At 61.5% G+C, this 13,812-nt stretch carries 14 protein-coding genes; 11 read left to right on the top strand and 3 right to left on the bottom strand.

Annotated features, from left to right (window positions below; genetic code table 11):
• Positions 1 to 25: 25 nt before the first annotated feature.
• The 9 genes from mdcA to madM all read left to right on the top strand — a co-directional run bounded on the left by mdcA (position 26) and on the right by madM (position 7,257).
• Positions 26 to 1,696: a malonate decarboxylase subunit alpha gene (mdcA, locus tag ACRRSD_RS13295; RefSeq protein WP_435038322.1), complete on the top strand. Its 1,671-nt coding sequence runs from the start codon at positions 26 to 28 to the stop codon at positions 1,694 to 1,696.
• The gene (locus ACRRSD_RS13290; protein ID WP_435038321.1) at positions 1,696 to 2,553 is read left to right on the top strand and encodes a triphosphoribosyl-dephospho-CoA synthase; all 858 of its coding nucleotides are present in this window, start codon (positions 1,696 to 1,698) and stop codon (positions 2,551 to 2,553) included. The genes mdcA and ACRRSD_RS13290 overlap by 1 nt, the downstream gene beginning before the upstream one ends.
• Positions 2,553 to 2,852, top strand: a complete 300-nt coding sequence (locus ACRRSD_RS13285; RefSeq protein ID WP_007913697.1) for a malonate decarboxylase subunit delta — start codon at positions 2,553 to 2,555, stop codon at positions 2,850 to 2,852. The genes ACRRSD_RS13290 and ACRRSD_RS13285 overlap by 1 nt, the downstream gene beginning before the upstream one ends.
• Positions 2,845 to 3,696, top strand: coding sequence for a biotin-independent malonate decarboxylase subunit beta (locus tag ACRRSD_RS13280; RefSeq protein WP_435038320.1), 852 nt, complete (start codon positions 2,845 to 2,847; stop codon positions 3,694 to 3,696). The genes ACRRSD_RS13285 and ACRRSD_RS13280 overlap by 8 nt, the downstream gene beginning before the upstream one ends.
• Positions 3,693 to 4,478 carry a biotin-independent malonate decarboxylase subunit gamma gene (gene mdcE, locus ACRRSD_RS13275; protein ID WP_435038319.1) on the top strand — a complete coding sequence of 262 codons (786 nt, stop codon included), beginning with the start codon at positions 3,693 to 3,695 and terminating at the stop codon, positions 4,476 to 4,478. Before ACRRSD_RS13280 ends, mdcE begins: the two co-directional genes overlap by 4 nt.
• Positions 4,472 to 5,092: a malonate decarboxylase holo-ACP synthase gene (locus ACRRSD_RS13270; protein WP_435038318.1), complete on the top strand. Its 621-nt coding sequence runs from the start codon at positions 4,472 to 4,474 to the stop codon at positions 5,090 to 5,092. Before mdcE ends, ACRRSD_RS13270 begins: the two co-directional genes overlap by 7 nt.
• Positions 5,089 to 6,009 (top strand): malonate decarboxylase subunit epsilon, encoded by a 921-nt coding sequence (gene mdcH / locus ACRRSD_RS13265; protein ID WP_435038317.1) that lies wholly within the window; start codon positions 5,089 to 5,091, stop codon positions 6,007 to 6,009. The genes ACRRSD_RS13270 and mdcH overlap by 4 nt, the downstream gene beginning before the upstream one ends.
• A 65-nt stretch (positions 6,010 to 6,074) precedes the next feature.
• Complete coding sequence (madL, locus tag ACRRSD_RS13260) at positions 6,075 to 6,491, top strand: malonate transporter subunit MadL (RefSeq protein WP_038358777.1); 417 nt, start codon at positions 6,075 to 6,077, stop codon at positions 6,489 to 6,491.
• A 1-nt stretch (position 6,492) separates the two neighbouring features.
• Positions 6,493 to 7,257, top strand: a complete 765-nt coding sequence (madM, locus tag ACRRSD_RS13255; protein ID WP_064388097.1) for a malonate transporter subunit MadM — start codon at positions 6,493 to 6,495, stop codon at positions 7,255 to 7,257.
• A 304-nt stretch (positions 7,258 to 7,561) separates the two neighbouring features.
• Here madM and ACRRSD_RS13250 read toward each other — a convergent pair whose 3' ends face one another.
• The gene (locus ACRRSD_RS13250) at positions 7,562 to 8,482 is read right to left on the bottom strand and encodes a LysR family transcriptional regulator (protein ID WP_122596566.1); all 921 of its coding nucleotides are present in this window, start codon (positions 8,480 to 8,482) and stop codon (positions 7,562 to 7,564) included.
• 187 nt (positions 8,483 to 8,669) lie between these two features.
• On the opposite strand from ACRRSD_RS13250, the gene trhA reads away from it, so the two are divergent.
• Positions 8,670 to 9,287, top strand: coding sequence for a PAQR family membrane homeostasis protein TrhA (gene trhA, locus ACRRSD_RS13245; protein ID WP_038358773.1), 618 nt, complete (start codon positions 8,670 to 8,672; stop codon positions 9,285 to 9,287).
• A 175-nt stretch (positions 9,288 to 9,462) separates the two neighbouring features.
• Here trhA and ACRRSD_RS13240 read toward each other — a convergent pair whose 3' ends face one another.
• Together ACRRSD_RS13240 and ACRRSD_RS13235 are read right to left on the bottom strand one after the other, a co-directional pair.
• Positions 9,463 to 10,182, bottom strand: a complete 720-nt coding sequence (locus tag ACRRSD_RS13240) for a 16S rRNA (uracil(1498)-N(3))-methyltransferase (RefSeq protein WP_435038316.1) — start codon at positions 10,180 to 10,182, stop codon at positions 9,463 to 9,465.
• 143 nt (positions 10,183 to 10,325) lie between these two features.
• A complete protein-coding gene (locus ACRRSD_RS13235; protein WP_435038315.1) occupies positions 10,326 to 11,732 on the bottom strand; it encodes an adenosylmethionine--8-amino-7-oxononanoate transaminase in 1,407 nt (468 codons plus the stop codon).
• Between the two features lie 222 nt (positions 11,733 to 11,954).
• Here ACRRSD_RS13235 and ACRRSD_RS13230 point away from each other — a divergent pair, with 222 nt between their 5' ends.
• Positions 11,955 to 13,724: a flavin monoamine oxidase family protein gene (locus ACRRSD_RS13230; protein WP_435038314.1), complete on the top strand. Its 1,770-nt coding sequence runs from the start codon at positions 11,955 to 11,957 to the stop codon at positions 13,722 to 13,724.
• Positions 13,725 to 13,812 lie beyond the last annotated feature (88 nt).

Below are 13,812 nucleotides of genomic sequence, written 5' to 3'. Positions count from 1 at the left end.
CGACAGCGAACCCCGTGGAGTGAGCATGACAACAACAATTTCCCCCGACTCGCGCTGGACGCGGCGGCGCGATGAGAAGCAGCGCCGCCTCGACAAGGTGCGCGGGCTGGCCGACGGTGTGGTGTTGCCCACCGACAAGATCGTCGCCGCGCTCGAAGCGCTGATCCATCCCGGCGACCGTGTGGTGCTGGAGGGCAACAACCAGAAGCAGGCGGATTTCCTCTCCCGTTCGCTGGCCAAAGCCGACCCGGAAAAGCTCCACGACCTGCACATGATCATGCCCAGCGTCGGTCGCTCAGAGCACCTCGACCTGTTCGAACGCGGCATCGCCCGCAAGCTCGATTTCTCCTTCGCCGGCACCCAGAGCCTGCGCATCAGCCAGCTGCTCGAAGACGGCTTGCTCGAAGTCGGCGCGATCCACACCTACATCGAACTCTACGCCCGACTGGTGGTGGACCTGATCCCCAACGTCGTGCTCTCGGCCGGTTTCATGGCCGACCGCGCTGGCAACATCTACACCGGCCCGAGCACCGAAGACACCCCGGCATTGATCGAACCAGCGGCGTTCAGCGACGGCATCGTCATCGTCCAGGTCAACCAGTTGGTCGACGACGTCAGCGAACTGCCTCGCGTGGACATTCCGGCGTCATGGGTCGATTTCGTCGTGGTCGCCGACAAGCCGTTCTACATCGAACCGCTGTTCACCCGTGACCCGCGCCATATCAAGCCTGTGCATGTGCTGATGGCGATGATGGCGATCCGTGGCATCTACGAAAAACACAACGTGCAGTCGCTCAACCACGGCATCGGCTTCAACACCGCCGCCATCGAATTGATCCTGCCGACCTACGGCGAATCCCTCGGCCTGAAAGGCAAGATCTGCCGCAACTGGACGCTCAACCCGCACCCGACGCTGATCCCGGCGATCGAGAGCGGCTGGGTCGAAAGTGTGCATTGCTTCGGCACTGAACTAGGCATGGAAAACTACATCGCCGCGCGCCCCGACGTGTTCTTCACCGGTCGCGACGGCTCGCTGCGTTCCAACCGGATGTTCTGCCAGCTCGCCGGACAGTACGCGGTGGATCTGTTTATCGGCGCGACGTTGCAGGTCGATGGCGACGGCCATTCTTCGACCGTGACCCGTGGCCGCCTCGCCGGTTTCGGCGGTGCGCCGAACATGGGCCATGACCCGCGCGGTCGCCGTCATGGCACCCCGGCGTGGCTGGACATGCGCCACGACGACTCGCAGCAACCGATGCTCGAACGCGGCAAGAAACTCGTGGTGCAAATGGTCGAGACCTTCCAGGAGGGCGGCAAACCGACCTTCGTCGAAACCCTCGACGCGGTCGAAGTGGCGAAGAAAAGCGGCATGCCGCTGGCGCCGATCATGATCTACGGCGACGACGTCACCCACCTGCTCACCGAGGAAGGCATCGCCTACCTGTACAAGGCGCGCTCGCTGGAAGAGCGCCAGGCGATGATCGCCGCAGTTGCCGGCGTCACCGCCATCGGCCTGCGCCACAACCCGAAAGACACCGAACGCATGCGCCGCGAAGGCCTGATCGCCTTGCCCGAAGACCTCGGCATCCGCCGCACCGACGCCACTCGCGAATTGCTCGCGGCGAAAAGCGTGGGCGATCTGGTCGAGTGGTCCGGCGGCCTGTACAACCCGCCCGCCAAATTCAGGAGCTGGTAATGCACGCATTTAACCTGCAAGCGAAACCGCTGTCCTTGGCAGATCGATTGGCCGATCTGGCGGTGGACGCGCTGATTGACGAAGCCGATCTGTCGCCGAAACCGGCACTGGTTGACCGTCGCGGCAATGGCGCGCACACCGATCTGCACTTGGGCCTGATGCACGCTTCGGCGTTGGCATTATGGCCAGCGTTCAAGGAAATGGTCGAAGCAGCGCTGGACATTGGCGAAGTCGGTTTGCCGTTGCGCGAAGCGATTGGCCGCATCGGCCGTGAAGGCGAGCAAGCCATGCTCACCACCACCCAAGGCGTCAACACCCATCGCGGCGCAATCTGGGCCTTGGGTCTGTTGGTGACGGCCGCCGCGCTGCAACCGAAATCCATTGCCCTGTGTGCCGCACGCCTAGCACTGCTCGACGACTGCTACGCACCGAAACCGCTCAGCCACGGCGCACAAGTCGCCCAGCGCTACGGCGCACGCGGTGCCCGCGAGGAAGCGCAACTGGGCTTTCCATCCGTGTTGCAACGCGGCCTGCCGCAACTGCAGAAAAGCCGCGCCAACGGCCACGGCGAACAGAACGCCCGACTCGACGCCTTGCTCGCGATCATGACTGACCTCGCCGACACCTGCGTGCTCTACCGCGCCGGCGAACCCGGCCTGCGCGCCATGCAACTCGGCGCGCAAGCCGTGCTCGACGCCGGTGGCAGCGCCAGCCTCAGCGGTCGCCGTCGCCTGCACGAACTCGATCAACAACTCATCGCATTGAATGCCTCGCCCGGTGGCGCTGCCGACTTGCTCGCCGCCACGCTGCTGCTCGATCGCATCGAGCGCGACGGCATCCTTCAGGGAGCGTTTTGATGGAAACCCTATCGTTTGAATTCCCCGCCGGGCAGCCGCCACGCGGTCGCGCGCTGGTCGGTTGTGTCGGCTCGGGTGATCTGGAAGTGCTGATCGAGCCGGGTCTGGCCGGCAAGCTGACGATCAATGTGCAGACCTCGGTCAACGGCGCGCAGTTGCGCTGGCAGCATCTGTTTGCGCGTATGTTCGACGGCACCACGCCGCCGGCCATGGCCATCGATATCCACGACTTCGGCGCGACGCCGGGGGTGGTGCGCTTGCGCCTGGAACAAGGTTTCGAGGAGATCGGCCATGACTGACAGCGCAGCGTTGCTCAACAAACACAGCTTCGTCGAACTCGGCGCACGGCAACGGGCGAAAGCCTTGCTCGATGCTGGCAGTTTTCGCGAATTGCTCGATCCGTTTCAACGGGTCATGTCGCCGTGGCTCGAACGTCAGGGCGTGGTGCCGCAGGCCGATGACGGCGTGGTGATCGCCAAGGGCAACCTCGATGGTTTGCCGGTAGTCATCGCGGCGATTGAAGGCGCGTTTCAGGGTGGCAGCCTTGGCGAAGTCGGCGGGGCGAAGATTGCCGGCGCGCTCGAACTGGCGGCGGAAGACAACCGCAAAGGCATTCCGACACGCGCGGTGTTGCTGCTGGAAACCGGTGGTGTGCGCTTGCAGGAAGCCAATCTCGGGCTGGCGGCCATTGCCGATATTCATGCGGCGATTGTCGATTTGCAGCAGTACCAACCGGTGGTTGGTGTGGTGGCGGGCAGCGTCGGTTGCTTTGGCGGCATGTCGATTGCCGCCGCGCTTTGCAGTTATTTGCTGGTGACTCAGGAAGCACGTCTCGGTTTGAACGGGCCGCAGGTGATCGAGCAGGAAGCCGGGATCGAGGAATACGACTCCCGCGACCGGCCTTTCATTTGGAGTTTGACTGGCGGTGAGCAGCGGTTTGCCAGTGGTCTGGTCGATCGGTATGTCGCCGATGACGTGGCGAAGATTCGTCAGCAGGTCGGCGAATTGCTCCAGCAAGGTTTGCCGGCGCAACCGCGCAGCCAACGCGCAGAATGGTTTCTGCAGCGTCTCGACAGTCTGAACACTGACCCGCAAATCGAACCGTCAGTGGTTCGCGATCTGTATCAAGGAGAGCGCTCATGAGCGGTTATTCGCTGCGCGGTTTGAATTGGTTCTACGCCTTGAGCGCGGGCGCTAAAAGCGTTGAAGGGCTGCCGGCCTCGTTGAAGGTGGCTGACGGTGAGCTGGGGCGTTTTATCGCTGTGGTCGCTGATCCAGACAATCGTTTCCCGCGTGCGCGCAACGGCGAAGTCGGCTTGCTCGAAGGCTGGGGTCTGGCCAAGGCTGTGGATGATGCGATCACTGTTGATCGCGACAAAGCGCAGAAGCGCCCGATCATCGCCATCGTCGATGTGCCAAGCCAGGCTTATGGTCGGCGCGAAGAAGCGCTTGGCATTCATCAGGCGCTGGCCGGTGCGGCGGACAGTTATGCCCGCGCACGGTTGGCCGGGCATCCGGTGATCGCGTTGCTGGTGGGCAAGGCGATGTCCGGGGCGTTTCTGGCGCATGGTTATCAGGCCAACCGCTTGATTGCGCTGCGCGATCCGGGCGTGATGGTACATGCGATGGGCAAGGCGTCGGCGGCGCGGGTGACGTTGCGCAGTGTTGAAGAACTGGAAGCGCTGGCCGCCAGTGTGCCGCCGATGGCTTATGACATCGACAGTTATGCGAGTCTTGGTTTGCTCTGGGAAACCCTGTCGGTGGAGCAGATTGAGCAGCCGACGGCGGAAGATCTATCAAGAGTCAACGAGTGCCTCAAACAAGCCATCGGCGATATTTCCAGTTCTGATCTGAGCAATCGCCTCGGCGCGAAAAATCGTGCTGCCTCCAGCCGTGTGCGCGAATTGCTGAGGGCGCAGTGGTGAACACGCCTCTGGCCCACGATCTGCTCTGGGGCATGACCCCGGCGCAGTTGCCGGCGGATGCGCCGCTGTGGGCAGTCGAGTCGCTGGGCGCCGGGCAACCGGTGGTGGTGCGGCGGGCGTTGAGCGAGGAAGGTTACGTCGCGGTCGGCGTGCGCGGTGTGTTGCGCGAGCAGCGGCTGGCGGTGTTTATGGCGGTCGATTCGATTGCCTGTCGGGTCAGTCCGGAAGCGCTGTGTCACGTCGACAGCGGGCGCGATCTGCCGGTCATGCACGCGCTCAAACAACTGCGGCCGATGCTCGACGATTGCGGTTGGGTCTGGGGTGTCAGCGGCAGTGTCGGGTTTGAATTGGCCAGTGGTTTTACCGCGATGCACGCGGCCAGTGACCTCGATCTGATTCTGCGCACACCGCAACTGATTACCCGCAATCAGGCACGCAAACTGGTCGCGCTTTTTGATCAAGCCGCGTGCCGGGTCGACCTGCAATTGCAGACGCCGTTCGGTGCTGTGGCATTGCGTGAATGGGCCAGCGGTTCGGCGCGCGTGCTGTTGAAAAATGCCCATCAGGCGTGCCTGGTGATTGACCCGTGGAACCCGCAGGAGCAGGCAGCGTGAGCAGTCTGCTGGTGTTCCCCGGCCAGGGCGCGCAGCAAGCGGGCATGCTTCAGCGCTTGCCCCGCGAGACCTTGGTCGAAGCCAGTGATGTGCTTGGCGAAGATGTTTTGTTGCTGGATTCCAGCGCAGCGTTGCGCACGACAAGGGCGGTTCAGCTCTGCCTGCTGATCGCCGGAGTCGCTGCTTCTCGGCAATTATTGCAGGACGGACTCACGGCGGATTACGTCGCCGGCCTGTCCATCGGCGCATATCCGGCAGCGGTGGTCGCAGGGGCTTTGAGCTTCAGCGATGCGTTGCATCTGGTGAGCCTGCGCGGTGATTTGATGCAACAGGCTTATCCACAGGGCTACGGCATGACCGCGATCATCGGCCTGCAATTATCCACAGTCGAAACGCTGTTGGCGCAGGTGCATAGCGAAGATTCGCCGGTGTATCTGGCCAATATCAACGCCGACAATCAGGTGGTGATTGCCGGCAGTGACGAGGCGATGCAAACGGTCGCGGAACTGGCGCGCAGTCGTGGCGCCGGTCTGGCAAAACGTCTGGCGGTGAGTGTGCCGTCGCACTGTCCGCTGCTGGAAAAACCGGCGCAAACCCTCGCCGAAGCTTTCGCCAAGATTGAATTGAAGAGCCCGAAAATCGCTTACCTGAGCGGCAGTCGCGCACGCCCTGTGAGCAAAGTAGAAGCGCTGCGCGACGACCTCGCCTTCAACATGTGCCGCGTGGTGGATTGGCGCGGCACCGTGCAAAGCGCTTACGAGCGCGGTGTGCGTCTACAAATCGAACTGCCGCCTGGTGCGGTGCTGACCGGGCTGGCGCGCCGGGTGTTCGAGCAGGGCACGGTCACTGCCTTCGACAGTGCTCGCCTCGACACCTTGCAGGCGCTGTTGCGAGAGGAGGGTGGCCGCCAACTCTAAAACCGCCGACTCAAGCTTCGAACAACAAAAACAACATTCGACGATGCACTTTGAGGACTACAACAATGATTATTTACGGTGTGGCGCTGCTCGCGATCTGTACGCTGGCAGGGGTGATCATGGGTGACATGCTCGGCGTGTTGTTGGGTGTCAAATCCAACGTCGGCGGGGTCGGCATCGCCATGATCCTGCTGATCTGCGCGCGGTTGTGGATGCAGAAGCGTGGCGGCATGACCAAGGAATGCGAGATGGGCGTCGGCTTCTGGGGCGCGATGTACATTCCGGTGGTGGTGGCGATGGCGGCGCAACAGAACGTCGTCACCGCACTGCATGGTGGCCCCGTTGCGGTGCTGGCGGCGATTGGTTCGGTGGTGGTCTGCGGCTGCACGATTGCCCTGATCAGCCGTACGCATAAAGGCGAGCCATTGCCTGATGAACCGGCGGAAATCTCCCCGGTCGGCACCCCAGTAGGAGGTCGCTGATATGTGGGATCTCATCGAGAAAGGTCTGGAACATAACGGGCTGGTCACTGCATTCGCTTTTGTCGGCGTGATCATGTGGGTGTCGGTGGTGCTCTCAAAACGGCTGACGTTCGGGCGCATTCACGGCTCGGCGATTGCCATTGTTATTGGTCTGGTTTTGGCGTGGGTCGGCGGCACCATGACCGGCGGGCAGAAAGGCCTGGCGGACCTGACGTTGTTCTCCGGCATCGGCCTGATGGGCGGGGCGATGCTGCGTGACTTTGCGATTGTGGCCACGGCGTTTGAAGTGCAGGCGACCGAGGCGAAGAAGGCCGGGATGATCGGGGTGATTGCGCTGCTGCTGGGCACGATCCTGCCGTTTATTGTTGGCGCGTGCATGGCCTGGGCGTTTGGTTATCGTGATGCGGTGAGCATGACCACCATTGGCGCGGGCGCGGTGACTTACATCGTCGGACCGGTGACGGGCGCGGCGATTGGCGCGACGTCGGATGTGATGGCGCTGTCGATTGCCACCGGGTTGATCAAGGCGATTCTGGTGATGGTTGGCACGCCGGTGGCGGCGCGTTGGATGGGCCTGGATAATCCGCGCTCGGCGATGGTGTTTGGTGGGTTGGCCGGGACTGTCAGCGGCGTTACGGCTGGGTTAGCGGCTACGGATCGGCGGTTGGTGCCTTATGGGGCGTTGACGGCTACGTTTCATACCGGGCTTGGCTGCTTGCTGGGGCCATCGCTGTTGTTCTTCATCGTTCGCGGGATTGTGGGCTGAAAATCAAAAGCCCCTCACCCTAGCCCTCTCCCGGGGGGAGAGGGGATCGACCGAGTTGTTTTGGCGTTATACATCGACCTGAAATTTCTGAGTGGAACTCAGGTTCTGAAAAGCCCCCGATCTGCTCCCTTTCCCCCTCTACCATTTGGCGGAGAGGGGACTGACCGAGTTGTTTTGGCGTTATACATCGACCTGAAAGTCCTGAGTCGAACTCCGGCCTTGAAACCCATGGAGATCTGCTCCCTTTCCCCCTCGCCCCCTTGGGGGAGAGGGCTGGGGTGAGGGGGTAGCTCTTGATCTTGATCTAAACCCCAGCCTGCCGATTCGCATACATCCGACACTCCGCCAGCAACGCCAGCAAATTCGGATCCCTTTCCTTGGCCTTCAAAAACACCACCCCAATGTGCTGCTGCAACCGGTACTTCTCCTGCAACGGAATCAGCTTCACCCGGTTCTCGTACACCGCCGCAATCCGCCCCGGCAGCAACGCATAACCCACCCCCGAGCTGACCATGCTCAACAGCGTGAAGATGTCATTCACCTGCATCGCCACCTTCGGCTCGAACCCCGCCTGCTTGAACACCCGCACGCCGTCCTGATGCGTGGCAAAGCCTTGGGTCAGGGTAATGAAGGTTTCATCGCGCACCTCAGCCAGATCCACGTCACTGCGCTGGGCGAACTTTGAATCCGCCGGGGTGGCGAGGAAGATGTCGTCGGAAAACAGTGCAATCTGCTCGCAATCCGGGTCATTGATGCTGTCGTCCAGCGACACCAGGATCGCGTCGACTTCCATGTTTTTCAGCTTGTAGAGCAGGTCGATGTTCGAGCCGAGGATCAGGTCGATGTTGAGTTCGCTGCGGCGAATCTTAAGGCCCATGATCAATTGCGGCACGGTTTTCACCGTCAACGAATACAGCGAGCCAAGCTTGAAGCGTTCAGCGGAAAAACCGGCCGCTTCGCGGGTCAGGCGCACGCTTTCGACGACGTCGTTGATCAGCTTCTGCGCGCGCTCCTCCAGCACATAAGCACTTTCCAGCGGCGTCAGGTTGCGGCCTTCGTGTTTGAACAGCGGGCAGCGCAGGGCGCTTTCCAGCGAGTGAATCGCGCGGTGCACGCTGACGTTGCTGGTCTGCAGCTCGGCAGCGGCGCGGGCGAGGTTGCCGGTGCGCATGAAAGCGAGGAACACCTCGAGTTTTTTCAGGGTCAATTCTTCGTCGATCAGCATGGCGCGGACTCTTTTTGGTATCGGCCGATTGTGCACGGAAGATCAAAAGATCGCAGCCTTCGGCAGCTCCTACATTGGAATGCGTTGGAAGGTAGGAGCTGCCGAAGGCTGCGATCTTTTGATTGCGCTTTTACGCTCAAGGCCCGAGCCTTGCGCGCTGCGGTAACGAATGTGAGGTGAGCAATACATGTATCACGGAGAACGATTGAACGCCTGGACCCATCTGGTCGGGGCAGTGGCGGCATTTATTGGTGGCGTGTGGATGTTGGTGATTGCCTGCCTGGATGGCAGCCCGTGGAAGATTGTCAGTGTGGCGATCTACGCTTTCACCCTGCTGGTGCTCTACAGCGCATCAACCGTGTACCACAGCGTGCGCGGGCGCAAGAAAGCGATCATGAAGAAGGTTGATCACTTTTCGATCTACCTGTTGATCGCCGGCAGTTATACGCCGTTCTGCCTGGTGACCCTGCGCGGGCCGTGGGGCTGGACGTTGTTCGGGATTGTCTGGGGGCTGGCGCTGATCGGTATTCTGCAAGAGATCAAACCGCGTTCGGAAGCACGGATTCTGTCGATCGTGATTTACGCGGTGATGGGCTGGATTGTGTTGGTGGCGGTCAAGCCGCTGATTGCGGCGCTGGGTACGACAGGTTTTGCCTGGCTGGCGTCGGGCGGAGTTTTGTACACGGTGGGGATTATCTTTTTTGCCCTTGATCACCGGCTGCGGCATGCGCATGGGATCTGGCATTTGTTCGTGATTGCCGGGAGTTTGCTGCACTTTGTGGCGATCTTGTTTTACGTCCTGTAAATGCAATTCCTGTGGGAGCGAGCTTGCTCGCGAAGGTGTCAGGTCAACCAACATTTTTGCTAAATGACACACCGCATTCGCGAGCAAGCTCGCTCCCACAGTAGATCTTCAGTGAACACAGATTTTGTGAACACCCTAGATCCCATGTGGGAGCGAGCTTGCTCGCGAAGAGGCCTTAGAAGTCACCCCAAAGCTGCTGGGCGACCGCCAGTGCAACCACCGGCGCGGTCTCGGTACGCAACACCCGCGGGCCGAGGCGGGCGGCGTGGAAGCCGTTGCCTTTGGCCTGCTCGACTTCTGCGTCAGTCAAACCACCTTCAGGCCCGATCAGAAACGCCAGCGTCGCGGGTTTGGCATGACTCACCAACGGCTCCGCCACCGGGTGCAGCACCAGTTTCAACTCGGCTTCGGTCTGCTTGAGCCAGTCCGCCAACAACACCGGCGGATGAATCACCGGCACCCGCGAACGCCCGCACTGTTCACACGCGCTGATCGCCACCTGACGCCAGTGCAGCAGGCGTTTGTCGGCGCGTTCGTCCTTCAGGCGGACTTCACAGCGGTCACTGAAGATCGGCGTAATTTCATTCACGCCCAGTTCGGTGGCTTTCTGAATCGCCCAATCCATCCGCTCGCCACGGGACAGGCCCTGGCCGAGGTGGATGCGCAGCGGCGATTCGACCTGGCCGGCGAATTGCTCGTCGATCTGTGCGGTCACGCGCTTTTTGCCGACTTCTAAAAGCGAACCACGAAATTCATGGCCAGAGCCGTCGAACAACTGCACCGCATCGCCCTCGGCCATGCGCAGCACGCGGCTGATGTAATGCGCCTGGGCCTCCGGCAATTCGTGTTCGCCGGTGCTCAGGGGGGCGTCGATAAAGAAGCGGGACAGTCTCATTTCGGGTCTCTGGAATGATGTGAATCAGTTGGATCGGTGTCGCCTTCATTCGCGAGCAGGCTCGCTCCCACATTTGGCATGCATTCCCCTGTGGGAGCGAGCTTGCTCGCGAAAGCGGCAGTTCAGGCGCCACAAATTTTGAATCAGCCCGGATCGCGGAACCCCGGGTGGAAGTCTTTCGGCACGGCCACGCTGACACTGTCACGCGTGGCGATGTCGATGCCTTCGCTGGCGACTTCGGCGAGGAAGTCGATCTGCTCCGGGGTAATCACGTACGGCGGCAGGAAATACACCACGCTGCCCAGCGGACGCAGCAATGCGCCACGCTCCAGCGCATGCTGGAACACCTTCAAACCGCGACGCTCCTGCCAAGGGTAGGCCTCTTTGGTGGCTTTATCCTTGACCATCTCGATGGCCAGGACCATGCCGGTCTGGCGCACTTCGGACACGTTCGGATGATCGACCAGATGCGCCGTCGCCGAAGCCATGCGCTGGGCCAGCGCCTTGTTGTTCTCGATGACGTTGTCCTGCTCGAAGATATCCAGCGTTGCCAGTGCCGCCGCGCACGCGAGCGGGTTGCCGGTGTAGCTGTGCGAATGGAGGAAGGCGCGCAAGGTTGGATAGTCGTCGTAGAAAGCGCTGTAGACCTCGTCGGTGGTCAGGCACGCGGCCAGCGGCAGATAACCGCCGGTCAGGGCCTTCGACAGGCAGAGGAAGTCCGGGCGGATGCCGGCCTGTTCACAGGCAAACATGGTTCCGGTGCGACCGAAACCAACGGCGATTTCGTCGAGGATCAGATGCACGCCGTAGCGATCGCAGGATTCGCGCAGCAGCTTGAGGTACACCGGGTGATACATGCGCATGCCGCCAGCGCCCTGAATCAGCGGCTCGACGATCACTGCCGCGACGCTGTCATGATGCTCGGCCAAAGTCTGTTCCATGGCCGCGAACATGTTGCGCGAGTGGTCTTCCCAGCTCATGCCTTCGGGGCGCCCGTAGCAATCCGGGCTCGGCACTTTGATGGTGTCCATCAGCAGGGCTTTGTAGGTTTCGGTGAACAGCGGCACGTCGCCGACCGCCATCGCCGCCATGGTTTCGCCGTGGTAGCTGTTGGTCAGGGTGACGAAGCGCTTCTTGTTCGGTTGGCCGCGATTGAGCCAGTAGTGAAAGCTCATTTTCAGCGCGACTTCGATGCAGGACGAACCGTTATCGGCGTAGAACACCCGGTTCAGGCCTTCCGGCGTCATCTTCACCAGCCGCTCGGACAACTCGATCACCGGTTGATGGCTGAAACCGGCCAGAATCACGTGCTCCAGCTGATCGACCTGATCCTTGATGCGTTGGTTGATGCGCGGGTTGGCGTGGCCGAACACGTTGACCCACCATGAGCTGACGGCGTCGAGGTAGCGCTTGCCTTCGAAGTCTTCGAGCCAGACGCCTTCGCCGCGCTTGATCGGGATCAGCGGCAGCTGTTCGTGGTCTTTCATCTGGGTGCAGGGATGCCACAACACCGCGAGGTCGCGTTGCATCCACTGGTTATTCAGGCCCATTTACAGTCTCCTCGAGGCGGCTCGCGTCAGGCGCGGGCAAACAATCGCGCAAGCCTATGCAATGCATCGCGTGGGGACAACCCATTGTGTCGATTGAGCTACTTTGTATGAGCCGATAGACGTCGCTGGCGGCGTTTTGATGGCTAACGTATTCTTCGCGGTTCTTTGGGTCGTCTGACCCGCACAACTGCTTTTTTCTGTGTTATTTCCGGAGTTCGCTGAATGTCTGTCGGTTGGCTGCGCGCCTGTGCGCTGGTGATGTTGGGGCTGTTCAGCGTTACGGCGCTGGCCAAGGATAAAACCGCAATCGTGATCGGCGGCGGCCTCTCGGGCCTGACTGCCGCTTATGAACTGCAAAACAAGGGCTGGCAGGTCACACTGCTGGAAGCCAAACCGAGCCTGGGCGGGCGCTCGGGCATGGCCACCAGTGAGTGGATCGGCAACGACAAGACGCAGCCCGTGCTGAACAAGTATGTTTCGACGTTCAAGCTCGGCACCACGCCGGCCCCTGAATTCGTGCGCACCCCGGGCTACCTGATCGATGGCGAGTATTTCTCCGCCGCCGATCTGGCGACCAAGCAACCGGCCACCGCCGATGCCCTGAAGCGCTACCAGAAAACCCTCGACGATCTGGCGCGCTCGATCGACGACCCGCAGAACCCGGCGGCGACCAGCACCCTGCACGCGCTGGACCAGATCACGGTATCGAGCTGGCTCGACAAGCAGAACCTGCCGGCCACTGCGCGTCAGCTGATCAACCAGGACATCCGCACTCACTACGACGAGCCGTCGCGTTTGTCGCTGCTGTACTTCGCGCAGCAGAACCGCGTCTATCGCGGCATCTCCGACCGTGACCTGCGCGCTTCGCGTCTGGTCGGCGGCAGCCAGGTGCTGGCGCAGGCGTTCGTCAAACAGATCAAAACCATCAAGACCAACTCGCCAGTTTCCGCGATCGTTCAGGACAAGGACGGCGTGACCGTCAAGGTCGGCAGCGTTGGCTATCAGGCTGACTACGTTGTGCTGGCCGTGCCATTGCGTGCGCTGAACAAGATTGCCCTGACCCCGGCACTGGATGCCCAGCATCTGGCGGCGATCAAGGGCACCAACTACGGTTGGCGCGACCAGATCATGTTGAAGTTCAAGACGCCGGTGTGGGAAAGCAAGGCGCGCATGTCCGGCGAGATCTATAGCAACACCGGTCTCGGCATGCTCTGGATCGAGCCCGCGCTGAAGGGCGGCGCCAACGTGGTAATCAACCTGTCCGGCGACAACGCTCGCGTAATGCAGGCCTTCGGCGACAAGCAGATGGTCGATCAGGTGCTGATCCGTCTGCACGCGTTTTATCCACAGGCCCGTGGCTCGTTCACCGGTTATGAAATCCGTCGCTACAGCACCGACCCGTCGATGGGCGGCGCCTACCTGGCTTACGGCCCGGGGCAGATCAGCAAGTTCTGGCGCCTGTGGGAGCGTCCGCTGCAACGCGTGACCTTCGCCGGTGAACATACCGACACCTTGTACCCGGGCACGCTGGAAGGCGCACTGCGCACTGGTCAGCGTGCGGCCAGCCAGGTTGAAGATCTGGCAGCAGGTAAATCGTTTGAACCGGCGAAAGTGGTGCCGGCTGCAGCAGCGGCAGGCGCGGCGGGTGCCGTGGCGGCGAAGAAGGGCAACTTCTTCAGCAACCTGTTCGGCGGTTCGGATGACGAGAAGAAGCCTGAGCCAGTGAAGACTCCAGAGCCGACTCCAGCGCCGGTCGCTCCAGCACCTGCGCCGACCCCGGCACCTGCGCCAGCTCCGGTGGAAGCACCGAAACCAGCGGCCCCGGTGAAAGCTGAACCGGCGAAGAAAGCGGCGGCCAAGCCTGCGGCGAAGAAGCCGGCGGCTAAAACCGAAGCGAAAAAGCCGGTGGCGAAACCGGCAGCGAAGAAGGCTGAGCCGGCGAAGAAGCCAGCGGCCAAGCCGGCAGCCACCACTGAGACCAAGGCACAGTAAGCCTTTGCTTCAATAAAAAACGCGGCCATACGGGCCGCGTTTTTTTTGCCAGAAGCGCGCACTTCAATCCTTCCCGGTGCAGTCTCAA

It is taken from the genome of Pseudomonas neuropathica, from assembly GCF_051174785.1.
Taxonomy (GTDB): domain Bacteria; phylum Pseudomonadota; class Gammaproteobacteria; order Pseudomonadales; family Pseudomonadaceae; genus Aquipseudomonas; species Aquipseudomonas neuropathica_A.
This window is presented reverse-complemented; position numbering and strand designations above follow the sequence as displayed.